This is a genomic window from Thiomicrorhabdus sp. Milos-T2 (assembly GCF_000702325.1).
GTDB lineage: Bacteria > Pseudomonadota > Gammaproteobacteria > Thiomicrospirales > Thiomicrospiraceae > Thiomicrorhabdus.
In genome coordinates, this window is the sequence record NZ_KL370892.1 from 94,498 (window position 1) to 113,657 (window position 19,160).

The 19,160-nt window shown below is 37.1% G+C and carries 23 protein-coding genes; 11 read left to right on the top strand and 12 right to left on the bottom strand.

Going from position 1 to position 19,160, the window contains the following annotated elements; all coding sequences use genetic code 11:
* The first annotated feature begins 174 nt into the window (after positions 1-174).
* The 4 genes from galE (at position 175) to BS34_RS0110505 (ending at position 4,073) form a co-directional block, all read left to right on the top strand.
* Positions 175-1,173, top strand: a complete 999-nt coding sequence (gene galE / locus BS34_RS0110485) for a UDP-glucose 4-epimerase GalE (protein WP_029408465.1) — start codon at positions 175-177, stop codon at positions 1,171-1,173.
* 214 nt (positions 1,174-1,387) lie between these two features.
* Positions 1,388-1,678, top strand: coding sequence for a GIY-YIG nuclease family protein (locus BS34_RS0110495; RefSeq protein WP_029408466.1), 291 nt, complete (start codon positions 1,388-1,390; stop codon positions 1,676-1,678).
* Between the two features lie 591 nt (positions 1,679-2,269).
* Positions 2,270-3,667, top strand: coding sequence for an undecaprenyl-phosphate glucose phosphotransferase (locus BS34_RS0110500; RefSeq protein WP_029408467.1), 1,398 nt, complete (start codon positions 2,270-2,272; stop codon positions 3,665-3,667).
* Between the two features lie 139 nt (positions 3,668-3,806).
* Entirely contained in the window at positions 3,807-4,073 is a 267-nt protein-coding gene (locus BS34_RS0110505) for a prevent-host-death protein (protein ID WP_233993205.1), read from the top strand.
* A gap of 168 nt (positions 4,074-4,241) precedes the next feature.
* Here BS34_RS0110505 and BS34_RS13005 read toward each other — a convergent pair whose 3' ends face one another.
* Entirely contained in the window at positions 4,242-4,388 is a 147-nt protein-coding gene (locus BS34_RS13005) for a hypothetical protein (RefSeq protein ID WP_158661010.1), read from the bottom strand.
* Between the two features lie 267 nt (positions 4,389-4,655).
* On the opposite strand from BS34_RS13005, the gene BS34_RS0110510 reads away from it, so the two are divergent.
* From BS34_RS0110510 to BS34_RS0110520, 3 genes are all read left to right on the top strand, one after another.
* Entirely contained in the window at positions 4,656-4,889 is a 234-nt protein-coding gene (locus BS34_RS0110510; protein ID WP_158661011.1) for a hypothetical protein, read from the top strand.
* A gap of 220 nt (positions 4,890-5,109) precedes the next feature.
* Positions 5,110-5,385: a type II toxin-antitoxin system TacA family antitoxin gene (locus BS34_RS0110515; protein WP_029408470.1), complete on the top strand. Its 276-nt coding sequence runs from the start codon at positions 5,110-5,112 to the stop codon at positions 5,383-5,385.
* Entirely contained in the window at positions 5,385-5,879 is a 495-nt protein-coding gene (locus BS34_RS0110520) for a GNAT family N-acetyltransferase (RefSeq protein WP_029408471.1), read from the top strand. The genes BS34_RS0110515 and BS34_RS0110520 overlap by 1 nt, the downstream gene beginning before the upstream one ends.
* A gap of 133 nt (positions 5,880-6,012) precedes the next feature.
* On the opposite strand, the gene BS34_RS0110530 is transcribed toward BS34_RS0110520, so the two are convergent.
* Positions 6,013-7,380 carry an O-antigen ligase family protein gene (locus BS34_RS0110530; RefSeq protein WP_029408472.1) on the bottom strand — a complete coding sequence of 456 codons (1,368 nt, stop codon included), beginning with the start codon at positions 7,378-7,380 and terminating at the stop codon, positions 6,013-6,015.
* 316 nt (positions 7,381-7,696) lie between these two features.
* On the bottom strand, positions 7,697-8,551 hold the full coding sequence (locus tag BS34_RS0110535; protein WP_029408473.1) for a TIGR01777 family oxidoreductase: 855 nt from the start codon (positions 8,549-8,551) through the stop codon (positions 7,697-7,699).
* Between the two features lie 378 nt (positions 8,552-8,929).
* Here BS34_RS0110535 and BS34_RS0110540 point away from each other — a divergent pair, with 378 nt between their 5' ends.
* The 3 genes from BS34_RS0110540 (at position 8,930) to BS34_RS0110550 (ending at position 10,849) form a co-directional block, all read left to right on the top strand.
* Positions 8,930-9,442, top strand: coding sequence for a CIA30 family protein (locus BS34_RS0110540; protein WP_051640852.1), 513 nt, complete (start codon positions 8,930-8,932; stop codon positions 9,440-9,442).
* 152 nt (positions 9,443-9,594) lie between these two features.
* Complete coding sequence (locus BS34_RS0110545; protein WP_051640853.1) at positions 9,595-10,407, top strand: FAD-binding domain-containing protein; 813 nt, start codon at positions 9,595-9,597, stop codon at positions 10,405-10,407.
* A 1-nt stretch (position 10,408) separates the two neighbouring features.
* Complete coding sequence (locus tag BS34_RS0110550; protein WP_038126695.1) at positions 10,409-10,849, top strand: hypothetical protein; 441 nt, start codon at positions 10,409-10,411, stop codon at positions 10,847-10,849.
* Positions 10,850-10,968: 119 nt separating this feature from the next.
* Here the strand turns inward: BS34_RS0110550 and BS34_RS0110555 are convergent, their stop codons facing one another.
* The 9 genes from BS34_RS0110555 to hemH all read right to left on the bottom strand — a co-directional run bounded on the left by BS34_RS0110555 (position 10,969) and on the right by hemH (position 17,804).
* Positions 10,969-11,208, bottom strand: coding sequence for a hypothetical protein (locus BS34_RS0110555; RefSeq protein ID WP_029408477.1), 240 nt, complete (start codon positions 11,206-11,208; stop codon positions 10,969-10,971).
* 139 nt (positions 11,209-11,347) lie between these two features.
* Positions 11,348-12,178, bottom strand: a complete 831-nt coding sequence (locus tag BS34_RS0110560; RefSeq protein ID WP_029408478.1) for a DUF2189 domain-containing protein — start codon at positions 12,176-12,178, stop codon at positions 11,348-11,350.
* Positions 12,179-12,411: 233 nt separating this feature from the next.
* On the bottom strand, positions 12,412-13,044 hold the full coding sequence (locus BS34_RS0110565) for a hypothetical protein (protein ID WP_029408479.1): 633 nt from the start codon (positions 13,042-13,044) through the stop codon (positions 12,412-12,414).
* Positions 13,045-13,113: 69 nt separating this feature from the next.
* Positions 13,114-13,893 carry a pyridoxamine 5'-phosphate oxidase gene (gene pdxH, locus BS34_RS0110570; RefSeq protein WP_084151643.1) on the bottom strand — a complete coding sequence of 260 codons (780 nt, stop codon included), beginning with the start codon at positions 13,891-13,893 and terminating at the stop codon, positions 13,114-13,116.
* Positions 13,890-14,885 carry an alpha/beta fold hydrolase gene (locus BS34_RS0110575; RefSeq protein WP_051640854.1) on the bottom strand — a complete coding sequence of 332 codons (996 nt, stop codon included), beginning with the start codon at positions 14,883-14,885 and terminating at the stop codon, positions 13,890-13,892. The genes pdxH and BS34_RS0110575 overlap by 4 nt, the downstream gene beginning before the upstream one ends.
* Positions 14,886-15,129: 244 nt before the next feature.
* The gene (locus tag BS34_RS0110585; protein WP_029408482.1) at positions 15,130-15,720 is read right to left on the bottom strand and encodes a hypothetical protein; all 591 of its coding nucleotides are present in this window, start codon (positions 15,718-15,720) and stop codon (positions 15,130-15,132) included.
* The gene (locus BS34_RS0110590; RefSeq protein WP_038126753.1) at positions 15,711-16,214 is read right to left on the bottom strand and encodes a lipocalin family protein; all 504 of its coding nucleotides are present in this window, start codon (positions 16,212-16,214) and stop codon (positions 15,711-15,713) included. Before BS34_RS0110590 ends, BS34_RS0110585 begins: the two co-directional genes overlap by 10 nt.
* A gap of 189 nt (positions 16,215-16,403) precedes the next feature.
* Positions 16,404-16,652 (bottom strand): TIGR02450 family Trp-rich protein, encoded by a 249-nt coding sequence (locus BS34_RS0110595; RefSeq protein WP_029408484.1) that lies wholly within the window; start codon positions 16,650-16,652, stop codon positions 16,404-16,406.
* Positions 16,653-16,700: 48 nt separating this feature from the next.
* Positions 16,701-17,804 (bottom strand): ferrochelatase, encoded by a 1,104-nt coding sequence (gene hemH, locus BS34_RS0110600; RefSeq protein ID WP_029408485.1) that lies wholly within the window; start codon positions 17,802-17,804, stop codon positions 16,701-16,703.
* A 215-nt stretch (positions 17,805-18,019) separates the two neighbouring features.
* On the opposite strand from hemH, the gene BS34_RS0110605 reads away from it, so the two are divergent.
* Entirely contained in the window at positions 18,020-18,994 is a 975-nt protein-coding gene (locus BS34_RS0110605) for a YbgA family protein (RefSeq protein WP_029408486.1), read from the top strand.
* The last annotated feature ends 166 nt before the right edge of the window (positions 18,995-19,160 follow it).

A 19,160-nucleotide genomic window follows, 5' to 3' on the forward strand; every position in this document is an offset into this window, starting at 1 on the left:
CAAGCCCGAGGATGACGAAAAGAGATTGTCATTACCTAACTCGATTAGTGAACGAAACAGCCAGGCCTGGTTGTTTTCATTTGCTTAACGTTATAAGCTACCCCCTAAATGTAAAAATACTTATTTAGCTACTCGAATAGCTAAACAATCCCATCGTAACTCCAAGGAATGTACATGAAAGTTTTAGTGGTAGGTGGTGCGGGTTATATTGGCTCTCACATGGTTAAAATGCTGGCTAATTCTGGCCATGAAGTGATTGTATTAGACAATCTATCTACAGGGTTTAGAGATTCTGTTAAATATGGCAAGCTTGTCATTGGTGATTTGGCCGATATTCACTTATTAGAAAACCTTTTTATTGAACATCAATTTGATGGCGTAATGCACTTTGCCGCTAATAGTTTGGTGGGTGAGTCTATGACTCTGCCAGCGAAATATTATCGTAATAATGTTGCTAATACATTAAACCTGCTTGATGTAATGGTTCGCCATGATGTGAAACATTTTATTTTCTCTTCGACTGCTGCTACTTTTGGTGAACCTGAGTATTCACCCATTGATGAAAAACATCCTCAAAACCCCATTAACCCTTATGGTTCAAGTAAATTGATGGTGGAACGTGTTTTAAAAGACTATGCAGATGCTTATGGTTTAAATTCGGTTTGTTTACGTTATTTTAATGCATGTGGAGCTGACCCAGAAGGTGAAATAGGTGAACTCCACGACCCTGAAACGCATTTGATTCCACTCATTTTACAAGCGGCTTCTGGACGCAGAAAATCCATTACTGTTTTTGGACGCGATTATGCGACTGAAGATGGAACCTGTATTCGAGATTACATTCACATTAATGACTTATGTTCAGCTCATGCCTTAGCATTAGACTTAATTTTATCTGGAAAGCAATCCGGCGCTTTAGCTTATAACTTGGGTAATGGAACAGGTTTTTCTGTGCAGCAAGTGATTGATGCCGTCATTAAGGTGGTGGCTGAAGATGGTTATTCTTTAAAGGTAGAAGATGGTGAGCGCCGACCTGGCGACCCAGCTGTATTAGTCGCCGATGCCACCCAAGCCAAAGCCGTTTTAAACTGGCAACCCAAGTTTGCCGATTTAGAAACCATTATTCGCCACGCCTGGTCTTGGGAGAAAAAGGTATTTAACAGAAAAACGTAATATATCTTAATCTTTCGTCATTATTGGACTTGATCCGATAATCTCGTTTTAACCTAGACAAGATCCCCGGGTCAAGCCCGAGGATGACGGTAGGTGATTGTCATTACCCGTCTCAATTAGGTAATCCATTCCAGTTTTCGTCATTACCCGACGCCCCAACGTCATTACCCAACTTGATTGGGTAATCTCCTTTAAAACTCAAAGGAAACGTCATATGAAAACCCCTGCTGTTTATATTTTGTCTAACTCATCCAACTCTACTCTTTATATTGGCGTCACATCTAATTTAGTTCAACGTATTTACCAGCATAAAAACCATTTAACCGATGGTTTTACTAAAAAATATAAAGTGCATAAGCTTGTTTATTTTGAACAATTTGAAGATATGGAAAATGCGATTAAACGCGAAAAGGCTTTAAAAAAGTGGAATCGTGATTGGAAGAACAAATTAGTTGAACAAGAAAACCCAAAATGGGAGGACTTATGGGAAACCATCACTTCTTGATTAAATTTTAGATTTGAGATAAATAATTAAAGATCCACGGGTCAAGCCCGAGGATGACAGTCGTTGGTTTCAAGGAATTACCGCCAATTTATTCACACTGAAGAATAATGATGAGCTGTTTTTATTCGAATATGAGCATCCTGATTCATCATTAGCTGACACCATAACGTCATTACCCGACTTGATCGGGTAATCTCTAAATATTTCGTCGTTATCAAACGTATTCCAATAATCTCGTTTTTACCTAGACAAGATCCCCGGGTCAAGCCCGAGGATGACGTTAGGAGATTGTCATTACTCAACTTGATCCGGTAATAAAGCTTCGTTTGCGTCATTACCCGACTTGATCGGGTAATCCATTTTTATTATTGTCATGATCGAACATGATTTTATAACCTTTACCCCCCCCTATTTTCTAACTAAAAAAGTAGATTATTTAAATTCTTTTTTTACTTATCACATACTTTTTTTTCATGATAAAATCAGTAGCTAGGCGCTAATTATTACGTATCATTATTTACGTAATTCAATTTTAGCTTTTTACACGATGTATAGTTAAATTCACAACAAAACTTAAATAGGTTTACCTAAATGGATAGCAATCTTAATAGCTTACGTTTTAATGACAATGCGCCCTCTCTATTTAGAGTGTATGACTTAGTCATTCTTTCATTAAGTTTAGTCATTATTACTGCGTTGTATAAAATCCAATTAAATGATGAATATTTACTATTACTGACTTTTACGATAGCAGCTTTTCTATACCTTTCTGAATCAATGCAACTCTACCGTAAGCTTAGACTTGGGCGTTTTACACAAAGAGTGATGACGGTTTTTGCGGTAACCACATTAAGTTTTTTACTGGTTACAGCCTTATTATTCTTATTAAAACAAGGAGAAGCTTTTTCTAGAGTCGTGGTATTTAGTTGGTATTTGGTCTCTTTAGCTGGTTTTATTAGTTGGCGAATTTTATACCGGTTAACCAAAAGAAAACTCTATTCACAAGGCATCAATGTACGAAATATTGCCATTATTGGATTAACTCCTGTAGGCAAAACCTTATTAAAAGAAATTAACCAATACCCTGAATTAGGCTATAAATTTATTGGTTTTTATGACGACCGAGAAAGAGAGCGTTTAAAAGGCGATTTAAGTCAGTTAAAGGGGTCTGTTGAAGATGCCTTAAAACTTGCTCAGAGTGGAGAACTTGATAGTATTTACATTTGCATTCCATTAACTGCAGAATCTCGTATTGCAAATATTATTCACACCTTAAGTGATTCAACCATTAATGTATTTATGGTTCCTGACTTTTTATTAAGCACATTAATGCACGGCAACGTAGGTAGCTTGGGAAAATTAGATACCATTAGTGTTTTTGAAGAACCTATGGGAGGCAGTAAAGAGTTTTATAAACGTTCTTTTGATATTTTATTTAGCCTTAGCGTACTCATATTATTGAGCCCGGTATTTATTATTATTGCCCTGGCTATTAAATTGACCTCACCAGGTTCGGTGTTATTTAAACAAGATCGTTATGGCTTAGATGGTAAATTTATTGGCGTGTATAAATTTAGATCGATGCGAGTGATGGAAAATTCTGAAAAAGTTACTCAAGCCACTAAAAATGATAGCCGCATCACTCCCGTTGGTAATTTTTTAAGACGTACCTCTTTAGATGAACTACCCCAATTTTTTAATGTGCTAATAGGTAATATGTCTGTTGTTGGCCCAAGACCGCATGCGGTAGCGCATAATGAAGAATATCGTAAATTAGTAGATTACTATATGTTACGTCACAAGGTTAAGCCTGGCATTACTGGGTGGGCGCAAATTAACGGCTGGCGCGGAGAAACCGATACCGTTGATAAAATGGAAAAACGCATAGAATATGACCTGCAATACATTCGTAACTGGTCATTATGGTGGGACATTAAAATTGTATTTTTAACCGTATTTAAAGGTTTTATCAACAAAAACGCTTATTGATAAATTGCTTTTATTCAATCGTGAAAGTCATTGCCTAAGAAATACAACGCTATCATCAGGCTTGATTTAATAACCTTTAACGTGTCTAAGTTATACTTTTGTTGTTAGCTCGTGTTAAGGTTCTTTAAAAAGCACTATTATGGATACGATTATGATTATTACCGCAAATGACGTTAAAACAAAAAGAGTTGCTCTTTTTGGAAGAATGCTTGAAAAGGCTGATGAATTAATCATTAATGTACGAGGGAAAAACAAGTACGTCGTTTTGGACATTGAGCGCTATAACGATTTTAGACAGAATGAACTCGACCTTGCTCATATAAAAGTAATGCAAGACATCAAGGAGGGGCGTTTTAAAGTTCAAACCGCTTCAGAGCATACCAAAGAGCTTATGAATGAGCTATAAAATAATTCGAACCGAAAAATATTTTAAAAAACTAAAAAAATTATAAAAAAGCACCCTGACGCTTTAGATAAATATATAAAAACGATTGGGCTACTTGAGGTAAATCCTTTTCATCCGTTGCTCCGTTTACATAAACTTCAGGGTAAATTAAAAACTTACCACAGTGTTTCAATCAGTATGAAATATCGGATTGTGATTGACTTTATCTTGCTTGAAGAAGAAATCATCCCAATCAGCATTGGCACTCATGATGAAGTGTAATAACAGTCCTTTGTACCCAAACCAATCGGACATGACACAACAAACAAGCGTCATTACTCAACTTGATTGGGTAATCTATAAATATATCGTCATTACCCGACTTAATCCGGTAATCTATTTCTATATCGTCATTACCCGACTTGATCGGGTAATCTGTTTTTAGCCATTTAATCCCTCATTGAAACTAGGTGCAATTTGACTCTTTTATATCGTCTTCGTTATGTTATTTTTTTGATATGCCTAAGTATTTTATTGTGGGGAATTTTTAGACCGGAGTCTCCCCCACAACCTTTCGAGAATGCGGATAAAATCTGGCATACATTGGCTTTTTTTGGTTTTAGTTTAGCAGCACGTTTTGCATTTTGTAATAAGGCGATTTGGCTAGTTTGGATAGTATTGGTCGTTTGCGCCCCTACATTAGAGTATTTACAAGGGCTTTTACAAACTAGCAGACAATTTAGTTATGGCGATATGCTTGGAAATTTAAGCGGTGTGATGTTAGCGTTTATTGTTTGGAAGTTACTTTTAAAACGTTTATCTATTATTAAAATGTAAACTAATATTAACCAATGTGCCATATTGACACACAGATATTGCAGTGTCATAATTTACTCGTACGACAAATTGTCACGTTTATTTATTAAGAGAGACCTTTGCAAGAGTAGATGAATTTATAAAAAAAGCTATTAATCAATCTTCAGCCTAAAAAATGTAAAGAATTCTCTCTCTGATTTTCTTACATCCACGACTCATGTAAAGGTCTCAAGGTACAAATATGACTACAAAAACTTTACCTCGTATTACTGCACGTGTAGATTTAGACACACAGGAGTTACTCACTAAAGCGGCGGCTTTATCTGGCATTACTAGCATTAATGCGTTTGTTTTAAATTCCGCTGTTGAAAAAGCTAAGCAAATTATAGAAAGCGAACAATCTATTAAGTTATCTCAAAAGGATGCAATGTTATTTATAGAAGCACTGGATAGACCAGAGCAGGTAAATAACAATCTTAAATCAGCATTCAATCGCTATGAAAACAGTCAAGCTTAATGAATACCGTTTTGCTATCTAAAGTTAAGCATGACCGAAAAACATTTGACTGCGGCATAGATTCGCTAAATAATTATCTAAAGCTTACCGCCGGACAAAGCTCTAAAAGAGACAATGCCAGAACCTTTGTTTTGGAAGATGAGTTAAATGATTCACAAATTACCGGGTTCTACACTCTAACGATGACCACCCTTAATTTAGAGAGCTTACCTACCGCACTGCAAAAAAAATATGCACATTCTAAGTCAGCAGGCCTAATAGCTCGTCTGGCGGTTGACAAAAATTATAAAGGCAAAGGCTTAGGTGAGTGGTTACTGATTGATGCCTTAAAAAAACTACTGCTGGCGAGTGATACTGTAGGCTTTCCTTTAGTTCTAGTTGATGCAAAAGATGGCGCCAAAGAATTCTATCAAAAGTATGGATTCACCTCTTTTATTGACACCGAGAACCGTCTTTTTGTAACTATTTCAGATATCCGAGCAAGTTTTCAATAATTTAAACTGAGCCCCCTTGCTCCCAAGGGCATAAGCACCAGATAGGTGCTAAAGAAAGATGAGTGAAATTTTAATCACTTTAATTTTTCAATACTCTCCTGGCGGGGTTCAATTTAAACGTTATTCTTTTCAATCAAGCTCTTAATCTCTTATTTTTATGACTATTTGCCAGTACGGCTATGGCGCAAACAATGACAAACGTCATGGCATTTGCAGGAATTTGTAGATTAAAGTCTGAAGCGGAGTGGATGATAATGGCAATAATCGCCATAGCGGCTCCAAAACCGACACCACTTCGATAGGCGGATTGTTTGTTTTTTAAGGCTCTAAAGGCTTGATAAAGCGCAAATAATGCAAAGATTAGTAGCGGTAAAGCGCCAATAATTCCGTACTCTACCCAAAATTGAATGTAGTCATTATGAGCCTTATCAAAATGGCCACCAAAATTAGGGCCGGCGTAAGCCATAAAGACCACTTCAAAACTGCCTGCACCATGCCCTATCAAGGGTTTTTCTTGAGCCAAAGGTATTGAGTTAGTAAACGCTAACCCCCGCAGATCATTAATATCAAATACCAACTTTCCATCTTCTTGCGAAATGCTCACCTCTGTATTAATAATACGATCTTTTAAACGTTCTAATCCAAAATACTGGCTGATAACAATCATATCAATAATAATAAAACTCGCCAGCAATAAACTATTACGTAAACGGTGTTCTTTAGTAATCAAAACAAAGATAGAGCCTACAATTAATAAGCTACTAAAAAAGCCCGCATTCCCCATACGTGATTGAGTCATCACCAAACCAATAACCATAATCACAATAGCTAAACGAATTTTGGTTTTTGGTCCCAAAAGCAATTCAATAATATTACGCCAGCGAAACGCTTTACCATCTCTTAAGGCCAACATTAACCCTATGCCCAAACCAATGGTCATTTCTAAATAACCGGCTAAATGGTTACGGTTTACGAATGTACCGGTAGCTTTACCAAGATAATACTCTTTAGGCACACCAAACAACCACTCTACCCCCGAAAGCACCATTGAAGCACCCCAAAATGCCTGAAATGCTCCACTCACTAAAAATACACTGAGCAATAAGGTAAGACGTTTACGAGTATTAAATAGACTTAAAATCATTACAAACATTAAGGTGTATGCAATACCTAGCATTAAATACTGAAAGCTGGCGGCTGGATTATCTGACCAACCGATTAACCATTGAGCAGCCACCCAGACTTGGGTAGAAGAGAGCAAAACTAACATTACCAGGCCTGGTTGATTCAATCTTTGGTTGGCATTGCGATCTGATTGCGATTGACGCAATAAATTAACACCCCGAAGTAAGGCTAATATGGCAATGAGTAAGATAAGTAAGGCGGCAGACCAATCTCGGTTACTGCCTAAAGGTAGAGGAGCCCAAAATATAACGGCTAATAAACCCGCTACAATAAAACGCTCTAAACGTGATTTTTCTTCTTGTTCAAAACTTTGCATAAACAGGCTCACTAACCCAAAATTTGAATAGGGTTTATTCTACCGATAAATACTTAAATCGGGAGAATTAATTGTGAAGAGACCTTTGCACGAGAGTATGCACGAGTAAAAATGGTTCTAGGTGCCCCTTGAGGGTAAAAATTCACCTGATTTTTGTTGAAAAACTTGCGAATAGCTAGCTATTCCCTGCGTTTTCCGCCGCAATCAGGCAAATTTTCTCTCATTTTTCTTTCGCACCTATCTCGAACAAAGGTCTCTTGAAGTTTTATGTTCCAGAAAAATGCAGAGTATTTTTTGAAATCCTATATTTTGTTTATTATTTCACTATATTTTTTAATGCCGGTTCTACTTCTGAATAATTAAATGTAAAACCATTTTCTAGTAGTCGAGTGGGGACTATGGCTGATGAATGCGTTAACACTTGTGCTCCTTCACCAAACATTAACTTGAGTTGAAACTCTGGCAATGGCAACCAAAAAGGTCTATGTAATACTTTAGCTAAACTTTTGCCAAACATATTATTCGTCACTGGGTTGGGTGCCGTTAGATTAAAAACTCCATTAAGTTGGGGTTTGTCTATAAAGAAGTTAACCGCTCTGGCTAAATCTTCAATATGAATCCAACTAAAGCACTGCTTTCCTCCGGCAACCGGACCACCTAATCCCATTTTGAATGGCGGTAACATTTTTTGCAGTGCGCCACCGTTTTTACCTAACACCACTCCAAAACGCATTATGAGTGGTTTAGGGCTTAACTCTAAACTGGCTAACTCCCACTGTTTAGTTAAGCTGCCTAAAAAACCAAGGCCTGATTCTACTTGGCTCTCATCTATAGGATGCTGACAATCATTTTCTGGATAAAAACCAATCGCGGATGCTGAAAATATGCGCTTAGGGGGATGACTGCATGCTTCTAAACTTTGCTTTAACTTTTGATTTGTTAGAGTGCGACTTTCTAGCAAAGCTTTTTTATAAGACTCATTCCAACGCTGTCCAATATTTTCGCCTGCAAGCATGATTAACAAATCTTGCTTTTCTAACACGGCGGCTAGGTCGAAATCATCTAAAAAGGCTTTGCGACCAAATGCCTGAACTTCATAACCCTTTTCTTCAAAATTTGCTTTTAAATAACTTCCCACAAAACCTGTGCCACCCAAAATTGTAATTTTCATTTTTAATTACCCACATTGCTTAGAATTTTATACAGATGAAACCTTTGCGCTTACCGTTAGCGCTATCTTAAGCACTACCTCCAGCGTTAACTTAGGCTCATTTGTACAACTTTTAAAATATATTTGTACATTAATAATACATTATTTAAAATATATGTATAATATTTAATACTAATAAGAAAACCTTAATATTTATTATTATCTAAAAACATGATCTAAAAACCCTATTTAAACCATAGTATTATCAGGGTTATTTAATTAAAGACCTTTGTACAAAATATGCACAAGCAAAATTTACAGATAGACAGCATATAGTTATACATATAGTTAGTTATACACAAAGTTATATTTGGCCACAAAAAACCTTAAAGGTTCATCATGCAACATAGCACTCATGAAATGTTTGAAATCTATAACCCAAACATGCATAAAAGCCAAACCTGGCGCTTTGTAAGCGACCAAGTTATGGGTGGCGTTTCACAAGGCCAAGTTAATGTTGTAACGGATCAAAACTCAACGTTTCATTGCTTAAGCGGTCAAGTCAGCCTTGAAAACAATGGCGGTTTTTTACAAATGCAGTTGGTGAATTTGGACAAACTAGCCATTAATTTTTCTGATTATTTAGGCTTATACATCGAGGTTAAAGGAAATAGTCATAACTACAACCTACACATTAGAACCTCTCAATTATGGTTGCCTTGGCAGTCTTTTAGAAGTGAGTTTTATGCATCTAATGAGTGGCAAAGAATCTTTTTGCCGTTTGACAAATTTAAGTCGTACAAAACGCTTTCTAAGCTTAATCCTAAAAAAATAAATCGTTTAGGAATACTGGCGATTGGAGAGGTCTTTCAAGCGGATATATGTATTAGAAATTTTGGGGTTTATCGTTAGGCTAATAGGCTTGCACCCAAAAGGCATCAACACGACATAGACACATTATAAACAAAATATAAACACGAGAGAGAGACTCGAATAAAGCTCTCAAATCCAATTTAAATAAGCTTAACAACCAAAATTAGGCTATTGCTGTAAGGAATTTCACTATGCGATTTTATGAAACGTTGCTAAACGGAAAATTTGTACCGGTCACGCTAGAAGGTAAAAATTCTCGTGAACGTTTTACAGACTGGGCATTGTTAGAAAAACCTTTAGTCTCTTCTCCCATTAGTGGTGGGCTTAAAGCTGCACAAGAAAGACTCGCCGCACTAGACTTTGTTGCTTACAAAAAAACACGTAATAACCTAGATGGTGCAGTCAGTGGCTTGTCTCCATACATTGAACACGGGCTAATTCAAGCCGATGAAGTTCTGAAATTTATTGATACCAATAATGCTCGCATTGAGGCTTATCATTTTTTACAGCAACTAAGCTGGAGAGCCTTTTATGAACAAAAGTATCTTGAAGACCCAACATTAGTTTGGAAAGATGCCGACCACTATAAAACCGGGTTTAAAGCAGAAGATTATGCGGATGAATTACCCCAAGATATTCAAAAAGCACAAACCCCTGTCGCCGTCATTAATCAATTTATTGAAGAATTGTATAACACAGGTTACTTACACAATCATGCTCGCTTATATTTAGCCGCTTATATTGTGCATTGGCGCCGAATTAAATGGCAAGCTGGAGCTAAATGGATGTTAAGCCACCTAATGGATGGCAATTTAGCGTCTAACAATTATTCTTGGCAGTGGGTGGCCAGTACGGCCAGTAGCAAACCTTATATTTTTAATTTGGACAATGTTATTCAGTTTGCTAATAACAAATATAAAACAGCCAGGCCTGAGAACATTGAAATTGATAAATCTTATGAAGTGTTAACAAAACAGCTATTTCCCAATTTGGAGGGCATTTAAAATGAATAGAAATATGGATACATTAGTTTGGTTAGCACCAAGTCAACTTAATGCTAACCACCCTATTTACCAAGAGATTGATGGCAGAGTAGGGACTTTATTTATTTGGGATGAAGCTTATTTTGAAAAAATGGGCTTTTCTATTAAACGCCAATACTTTATTTGGCAGTGTTTGCAAGACTTTAAAAAACGCAATTTAATGGTGATTAAAGGTGAAACTGACCAGGTATTAAAGGCAATTTACCAAAGAAGCCCAGACATAAAAATCGTCACTCCAGAAGACAGGCGTTTAGATTACAGCCGCTGGAGTTTTATTGATAAAATCAAACAACCCCAGTTTTTGGTTTACCAGGGTAAAGTTCCGTTTGGCTTCTTTAAGTTTTGGAAACAAGCAGAACAAACCTTATTTCCCAACAAACCACACTTATCAAAGTCAGCTTAATCATAAGCAACCTTAAACTAACTTACCAGGCCTGGTAAGTTCATTTAATAACCCGCATAAAAAAGGGGCTAAACTCTAGCCCCCTTCATTAATACCCTATTAAAAATGCCTGATTAAGACTACAAACCCCTGACCATTTTACGGCAAGGTTTAGTCGCCTGTACTGCCGCATTTTCATAGGCAATTTCATAAGCTAATGCCGCATAAGCATCTTTAAATGTTTTACCGTTTTCTACAAAAGCAGAATACTGATTTTGTATTGCTCTAATATCTGTTGTCTGTTGTGCTTGATCTGCGAAAATGGGTGCACTTAACATCATGCTTAACCCTGTAATGAGTAATTTATTTTTAAGCTCCATCACTTTTCTCCTGTTTAAAGCCTTCAAGATTAAAGCCTAATGACATCATTTAATGAATTTAATGCCATCAGGCTTTTAGTCAATATTAAATTTACTTTGCCTTAATCATTGAATTAAAGCACTTTGGATTAGCGTTATTCTAAAGTGGTAATTTCTCTAGATTATCATCCACTTCAATTAAGTCATTAAATGCGTGCCAACTTGCGTATCCCAGTAAGGGCATAACAATGACCATTGCTAAACCTACGGTTACAATGCCAACTGCAACCAGCGCTGCAATGGTTAAGGCCCATAGCGCCATCACTTTTTTGTTTTCCATAACAACCTGAAAACTTAACACCATTGCCGAAATGACTCCGATTTTAGAGTCTCTTAGTAACAATGGAATTGTCACCACACTAATAGTGAAAACAAAAGCCGCAACTAATGAGGCACTAACACCAAATATCAACATAAAGGTTTGCCCTGCGTCAGACATTAAAAACCCTAAGGCTCCGGCACTAGGGTCAACGATTAGCAATGAATTAGATTTAACTATTGCCGCAATTAAAGGCACAATTCTCGCCCATATGGCAACAATAATTCCTAACGCCAAGGCAAATAATGCAAACTCTGTAGCATTACGTTTCCATGAAAACATTGAACGAATTAAGTCAGGACGTTCTCCTTTAGCCAATTGACATGAAATCGCATACAGACCAGTCGCTAAAAAGGGTGATAAAATGACAAAGAAAGTGGCAATTTTAAACATCATTATCGGTTGATTTTGAAATGTAAAATATACCAGCATGACAGACAATGTCATAACCAGGCCATAAAAAGCAGATTCAACAGGCGCATTTGCCATATCAAACCATCCTTTCTTTAGCCAAGTACCAATACTGGCAATGGATGCATCTTTAGTAACAATGTGTTCACCACTTTCTGTGTAGTGATGGTGTAAAGTTTGATTTAATGTAGACTGTGACATGATAACCTCCTAAGGTTAAGTAACAACTAGATAACCAGGTAATTTAATAACCAAGTAATTTACTCAGGTACTGAATATAGTTATACAGAGTCTATACATAAATATCTAATACAAAGTATCAATAGGTACCATTGGTATTTTAAATATTAGAAGAAAGTGATGTTTTCTAGACTAGGTTTTACAGGCATAACAAGAAATTCACCAAATATAATTTGGCGAACATCTAACCAAAATTAAATTCTATCATTAGGGGTTGATGGCTTGTCTTCAAGAAGATAAGGAGTTGATGGTGGCGAATCTTTGCCATGATTTTTGGGTAAATCCTGGGGTAAATCCTGGGGTAAATCCTGATATAAATCTTCAGGTAAGTTTTTATGAGGATTATTTTGATAAGGACGGTATTGATGTGGATTAATCACCATAGGGTTTTCTTGCATACGCTTATGAACCAACTCCTTAATGTATTTTCTTCTAATATCAACCACTTGATAAGACATATCAAGCTCTTCTTGCAAAACTTTAGGTGGTGGTGAAAATACATCTGGTACATCGACATAAGCCAATTTTGATTGTCTTAACGCTATAAATTGAGGCAAACAGACATGATGCAAACGCTTGGCAACGATTTTACGGCTGTCGGCCAAATGTTCAACACTAGAAACCTTATTACGTAAACATTCACCTACAGCCTGGGCAATCTGTTTTTGATCGGCTTTAAGTTCGCTAGGGGTTAGGCGGATACTATTCGATTGCTCACTCTGTTCAGTAGACAGCGCTTTATCAGATTGCTCACAACCCTGCATGGTGAATGCAAAGAATACTAAAAGTATCATTTTTGTAAAACTTGCATAAATTTTGTATAACATATACCACCTCAATCAACTGAAGTACTAACGAACAGGATTATTTACGAACTTGATTATTAACGAACTTGATCAAGGAGCTAATCGCTTAATATTCCATTGCTTATGTTCTGAATCTTGAATTGTGGATGTTTCGTTTAAATTTTTATTTAAGGTTTCAGTCGGTTCATACACAATTCTGTCATGCAAGCGGTTATCGCCTCCCTGCCAAAACTCAAAATATTCTGGTTCAATACGATAACCGCCCCAAAAATCAGGAAATGGAACCTCACCATGCATAAATTTATCTTTGAGCTTATGGTACTGACTAGAAAGCAGAAAACGTGAGCTAATTACCTGGCTTTGATGACTTACCCAGGCACCAATTTGGCTGCCTTTAGGGCGTGCAAAAAAATAATGCATCGACTCTTTTAAGGCAATACGCTTTGCGGTGCCTCTAATTTTAACCTGGCGCTCTAAACCCAGCCATAAGAACTGAATTGACACATTGGGGTTCCGATCAATTTCTTTGGCTTTTTGGCTGGTGTAATTGGTAAAAAACACAAAACCTTTTTCATCAAATACCTTTAGTAAAACCGTACGAGTATTCGGTGCATTATGTTCATCTACCGTAGCAATCACCATGGCATTGGGCTCTTCTAAACCTTGGCTTTCGGCCTCTTCATACCACTGTTTAAATTGTGCAAACGGGTTTTTAGACACCACGTCTTCAGTTAAATGCGCTTTTTTATAGGCTTTACGTGCCGAATAGAGGTCTTTTTGTGATTGACTTTGTTCTTGCTGCTCGTCATTCAGTAAAGGCGTATCCAATGTAGGCGCATCGTTTTTAGTTTGATTTACATTAGAACTCATGAAGAGCCTCCTAATAAAGAGTGGCTGAGCGAAGGTTTAATTGCAACTGTAGCGTCATTAACTAAGTGCTCTTTAAGCAAACGATAAAACGTTTTAGATTGCTCTATCCATGGAAAGTGCCCACACTGATCAATTAAGTCAACCTGTTGAAACTGCATTTTGTTTTGCATCGCATTAAGGTTATAAGGCATTAAATAATCTTGGTTACAATCAATAAAACTCACCGGTTGTTTAAACTGGTTAATGGTTTTGAATTTAATAGGATTTTGATCGTACTCTTTCCAGGCCTGAATATTTAAATCAATATTAAAGTCTTTAACGGTAAATTGCTTGGCATATTTAACCCCTAAGTTATAATCCATAAAATAGGTTGGCAACACTTGCTGAATTTGTCTCAAGGTTAAATGTTCTAAATCTTGATTTTGCTCGCCAATCTCATTTGACCAGGCCTGGTCACTATCCCAATCAACATTCACATTTTCTTGGTTTCGTAGATGAATCTCATCCGTTAAGTTTTGCATGGCGGCTTTTTCTGGATCTACCGGGTTAAGCAAGATAATTTTAGCGACTTTGTTATTATGAGATTGCGCATAAAGCATCGCCATAAGGGCTCCCCAAGAATGCCCAACTAAAATAACTTTTTCACCCGCATTTAACTGATGCGTTAATAAGGTATCAAGTTGCTCTACCCAAGCATTTAGAACGGGTTGCGGGTTTAGGTGTCTATTTTCTCCGATACCTAGCATATCAGCTAAAAAAACTCGATAGTCCATTGCGGCGATTTTGGTTTGGATAGGTTCTAAATTCCAGCTTGAAAACCCAGGACCACCCCCAAGTAACAAAACTTTAGGCGCATCAATTTCACCCTTAACATGATAACTAAATTTTTGCTGCTGCCAATTAGCAGACAAAGGAGGGGTTGTAAAACTTGCTTGAACGTTAAGAACAAGAAATAAAAGACTGCCAAGAACAATGGCTTTTAAAAAAGACATGAAAACTCCAGGCGAAAGAAAAGATAAAAAACTACTTTACGTGCAACGGGCTGTAAACCACTTAACCAAATTAAGCTTGTAAGGCTTAATTCTCTTATCGCAAAGTAGGAGGAAGTACCGAATCTAAAATTAGATTACACATTAAATATACACAACTGTATAACTATTGTAAAGGTTATTGATATTTTTTAATTAAGCTTGAAGGCGAGACTATGATGAAAATGTTTATATGAGAGACCTTTAATTACCAGGATTCTTCTCTAATTAAACAAAGATAGTTATGAAAACCTTGGCGCCAGGCCTCTATCATTTGAACTCTAAGAGCTTCATCTAAATCCGTGTCAGTTATGTGGTGGGCGGATTCTAAGACCGATTTTTTAAATAGGTCATAAGGGTTTTCAGAAAATTGTAATTGCTGCCCTTGTTCAACTAACAATTCGGGATCTAAAGAGCGAGCTAAATCCAAACCCTCGGCACGGGCTTTTTTAACTCTAAACTCTAACCACCCTTGCTTAACCCATTGCTTTAAGTTGTTAGCTATCTCTTTTGCTAAAACGTCATTTGATTTTTTAGCATAAACAAACATCTCTTCTAATTGCTGCCAAAGTTTGCGCTCTTCATCACTCGACTGCAACAGCACTTCTGCTAGCATCCATGGAATTTTATACCCCTCTAAAGCGGCAAGTAAATAACGCATACGCTCCGCTAAAACATTCTCACTCGTCAAGAACACAACTTGTTTAGGCGTTAATTGTATATTTGCCTGCTTTTGGTCATGTTTATGGCCTTGTTTATGGTTTTGGTCTTGCAAATTATCTTTATCCTTTACTTGCATTTCTCCCCCTCAATCCAGTCACTACGCTTAATGCCTAAACTTTCAGCGGTTTGGTAATATTCATTACACTTAACCAGGCCTGGTTGCTTGGTTCTGGATAGAATCCAAGCATAATCGGTATTTGGGCCAATCACCAATGCCATTTGATAATCAGGATCTAATTTTGCAATATGATAGCCTCCATAAAACGGCCCAAAAAATGAGACTTTTAAACTACCTATATTTTTAGCACCAATAAAGTAAGCTTTACCCTCTGCAATTTTAGGTTGATTATTTTCAGTGTTAATCCCTGAGTTAATAACTCTAACCCCACCGTCTTCACGCATAGAATAGTCAGCCGTAACTTGAGTTAATCCCCGTTCAAAACTATGGTCTAAACGTGCAATTTCATACCATTTACCTAAATAACGCTCTAACTCAAAATTTTGAATGGGTGTCACCCCTTTAGGCACTTGCGTACAGCCTGTTAACAAAGCCGGGACACCCACAATCATCAAACTGAAAGTGAATCGTTTAAATACATTAAACACTCTGTTCTGAATAGGATTGGGTTTAACCTGATTCATAAAACCTCTTTTTGCTATGGTTATCAAAGAAATTATCTCTTTCAAGTAATTATCACTTTCTAATTATCACTATCTTATCCCCGTCGATGGAATCGATTTAAATCAAACCAAACCAAATCACTTCCAGCCCTGAAGCCAAGTGGCCGCATCCTTTAACTGTTCACAACGTATTTCATAATCATTTTTATGCATAACAGATTGCAATATACAGGCTTCAATCTTGCCTTCTATTTGCGGATCTTCTAACAATTTTACAACAATAAAATGACGTTCTTTATTTTGTGGGTTTACGGCAGTCCACTTAGCATTTAATAGCTTTTTAGGGTTAAACTTATTGGCTTTATTCGCTTTGTTTGTCTTATTCACAGGATTTACCAGGCCTGGTGATTTTGTAAAATCAATGCCTGAGCTTCACTAAGCATTGTCCGCTCCGAGAAGTTTGGCATTTGCTTTTACTTTAGCTAAATCTTCATCGGCAACAATTACATCCCAACCTTGCAGGTGTTGCAAGACTAACTCGCCTAAGGCTTGGGTGTGATCTTCTCGATCGTTTAGGCACTTAATGTAGCCAAAAATCTCCCCGCCAGCTTCTTCAAAATATTCTCGGTTCTCTTCACCAATTTCCTCTATGGTTTCTAAACAATCGGCAGAAAAACCTGGGCAAATCACTTGCACATTTTTAATGCCTTGTTTTGGCAAATTCATCATGGTTTCATCGGTATAAGGTTTGACCCAAGGCTCACGGCCAAAACGTGACTGAAAGGTCACTTTATATTCGTCTTTTGATAACCCTAGTTTTTCTGCTACCAAACGTGATGTTAAATGACAATTACAAGGATAGGAGTCGCCGTTGTCCCAATAACGTTGTGGAATGCCATGATAAGACATAACCAATAAATCAGGTTTACCATGTTCGGCTTGATATTCTTGAATTGAATTTGCTAAGGCATCAATATAACCGGGATGACGATAATACTGATTTATAGAACGCATTTCTGGCACCCAGCGCCAGTGCAAAAGTTCACTATTTACCGCATCAAACGTAGAGGCGGTTGTCGCACCTGCGTATTGAGGATACAAAGGTAGCACTAAAATCTTTTGGCAACCTTTGGCTTGTAGTTTTTGCAATGCCGATGCAATTGAAGGATTGCCGTAACGCATTCCTAATTCAAATTCTACATGAGTCTTAAGATGAGGGGTAACATGTTTGGCAATGGCATCTACCTGACGCTGAGCAATATTTAATAACGGCGCACCTGGACCTTCTGAATCCCAAACAGTTTTGTAGGCTTCAGCGGATTTTGCTGGACGAGTATTTAAAATAATTCCATTTAAAATCAAACGCCATAACCAACGAGCAGGTGGCGGCTCAACCACTCTAGGATCTGATAAAAACTCTTTTAAATAAGGTTTTAAAGCTTCTTTAGTGGGCGCGTCTGGCGTACCTAAATTGGTAATTAATACCCCAATAACGGAAGCATCACCGTGCTGATACTGACTGTATGATTGATAGTGCATGTTATTCCTTAATGTATAAATCCTACGCTTAATCTGAGCTTAAACTAAGTTTAACGTTTACTTAACCTGAGCTAAAATTATGCCTGGATAGAGAGGTGTGTATTAAAACTAATAATTGATGTACAAGTATTGTATAATATTTAATATTGAATGTATCGGTTTAATTTTGTGAATTATTTTCTGAATTATCGATTGAGTTACCAAGAGGATTTAAAATGCACTTTCCAAGACTAAAAATTGCGGTTTCTGATTGTTTGAGAGGCACAGAATGCCGTTATAACGGCGGTCATGCTCAAGATGATTTTGTGAACCACCATCTTGCCAAATATGCAGACTTTTATCCTTTTTGCCCCGAAGCCGCCGTGCTTGGCACACCAAGAGAAACTATTCGGTTAGTCGGCATTGATAACGAAGTTCGCGTTATAGGGCCAAAATCTAATACTGACTACACCGACGGCCTGCAAGCTTATAACGATAATATTGTGCCTAAACTTGCCGAAAAGAAAATGGATGGTGCGGTGGTTAAGTCACGCTCGCCAAGTTGTGGTTTAGAACGTATTAAGGTTTATCAACCTTCTGGAGAATGGCATGGTTCTAAAGATCCAATGCAATCTGGGTTATTTACGGGTGATTTAAAAAATGCCATGCCGCATTTAGCCATTGAAGAAGAAGGCCGCTTAAATGATGCATGGTTACGTGAAACCTTTATGGTACAAGCCTTTACCTCGGCTCGTTGGCGTGACTTTAGCGAGAACAATCCTACCGTTGGTAAGTTTCAGGAATTTCATCGTGACCATAAATACCTGTTTCTTTCAAAAAATGAAGATATCTATCGTAATTTAGGCGCATTAGTCGCCACAACTCGAAAGCACAATCTATCTGAAAGTATGGCGGATTATGAACAAAAAATGTTTCAACTATTAGCCTGTCGATCTAAAAAAGGCCATGTCAAAAATGTTTTAGACCACATTTATGGCTACTTTAAACATGACATTACCCCAAGCGAAAAAGAACTTTACCACGAAACTGTGACTGAATTTATGGAGGGTATTATTCCATTAATTGCGGTGATGAAGCTTTTAGAACAGTTCTTAAAACACTATGGTTCCGATTATCTTGAATCTCAAGTTTTCTTTCATCCATACCCAGCCGATTTAGCATTGCGATCCAAAACATCGGCTTATCGATAATTAATACTGCTAAATAATATTGCTAAACAGCATCGCCAAAACATGACGCTTAATAAAAGCAATCATTAAGTATTTTTATTTATCATCAAGGATAAAGGTTTGTACTCTTGACCCTTGGTGAGATAAAGGCATAATAGAACAAATTAGAAACAGCCAAATCCTTTGA

Coding starts and splice junctions, on each gene's coding strand:
- pdxH (WP_084151643.1), bottom strand. CDS start 13,893: ATGAGTTCTAATGTAAATCAAACTAAAAACGATGCGCCTACATTGGAT.
- BS34_RS0110530 (WP_029408472.1), bottom strand. CDS start 7,380: ATGCAAAGTTTTGAACAAGAAGAAAAATCACGTTTAGAGCGTTTTATT.
- BS34_RS0110495 (WP_029408466.1), top strand. CDS start 1,388: ATGAAAACCCCTGCTGTTTATATTTTGTCTAACTCATCCAACTCTACT.
- BS34_RS0110550 (WP_038126695.1), top strand. CDS start 10,409: ATGAATAGAAATATGGATACATTAGTTTGGTTAGCACCAAGTCAACTT.
- BS34_RS0110500 (WP_029408467.1), top strand. CDS start 2,270: ATGGATAGCAATCTTAATAGCTTACGTTTTAATGACAATGCGCCCTCT.
- BS34_RS0110515 (WP_029408470.1), top strand. CDS start 5,110: ATGACTACAAAAACTTTACCTCGTATTACTGCACGTGTAGATTTAGAC.
- BS34_RS0110520 (WP_029408471.1), top strand. CDS start 5,385: ATGAATACCGTTTTGCTATCTAAAGTTAAGCATGACCGAAAAACATTT.
- BS34_RS0110555 (WP_029408477.1), bottom strand. CDS start 11,208: ATGGAGCTTAAAAATAAATTACTCATTACAGGGTTAAGCATGATGTTA.
- galE (WP_029408465.1), top strand. CDS start 175: ATGAAAGTTTTAGTGGTAGGTGGTGCGGGTTATATTGGCTCTCACATG.
- BS34_RS0110545 (WP_051640853.1), top strand. CDS start 9,595: ATGCGATTTTATGAAACGTTGCTAAACGGAAAATTTGTACCGGTCACG.
- BS34_RS0110505 (WP_233993205.1), top strand. CDS start 3,807: ATGGATACGATTATGATTATTACCGCAAATGACGTTAAAACAAAAAGA.
- BS34_RS0110605 (WP_029408486.1), top strand. CDS start 18,020: ATGCACTTTCCAAGACTAAAAATTGCGGTTTCTGATTGTTTGAGAGGC.
- BS34_RS0110590 (WP_038126753.1), bottom strand. CDS start 16,214: ATGATTGTGGGTGTCCCGGCTTTGTTAACAGGCTGTACGCAAGTGCCT.
- BS34_RS0110560 (WP_029408478.1), bottom strand. CDS start 12,178: ATGTCACAGTCTACATTAAATCAAACTTTACACCATCACTACACAGAA.
- BS34_RS13005 (WP_158661010.1), bottom strand. CDS start 4,388: ATGACGCTTGTTTGTTGTGTCATGTCCGATTGGTTTGGGTACAAAGGA.
- BS34_RS0110575 (WP_051640854.1), bottom strand. CDS start 14,885: ATGTCTTTTTTAAAAGCCATTGTTCTTGGCAGTCTTTTATTTCTTGTT.
- BS34_RS0110585 (WP_029408482.1), bottom strand. CDS start 15,720: ATGCAAGTAAAGGATAAAGATAATTTGCAAGACCAAAACCATAAACAA.
- BS34_RS0110535 (WP_029408473.1), bottom strand. CDS start 8,551: ATGAAAATTACAATTTTGGGTGGCACAGGTTTTGTGGGAAGTTATTTA.
- BS34_RS0110540 (WP_051640852.1), top strand. CDS start 8,930: ATGCAACATAGCACTCATGAAATGTTTGAAATCTATAACCCAAACATG.
- hemH (WP_029408485.1), bottom strand. CDS start 17,804: ATGCACTATCAATCATACAGTCAGTATCAGCACGGTGATGCTTCCGTT.
- BS34_RS0110565 (WP_029408479.1), bottom strand. CDS start 13,044: ATGTTATACAAAATTTATGCAAGTTTTACAAAAATGATACTTTTAGTA.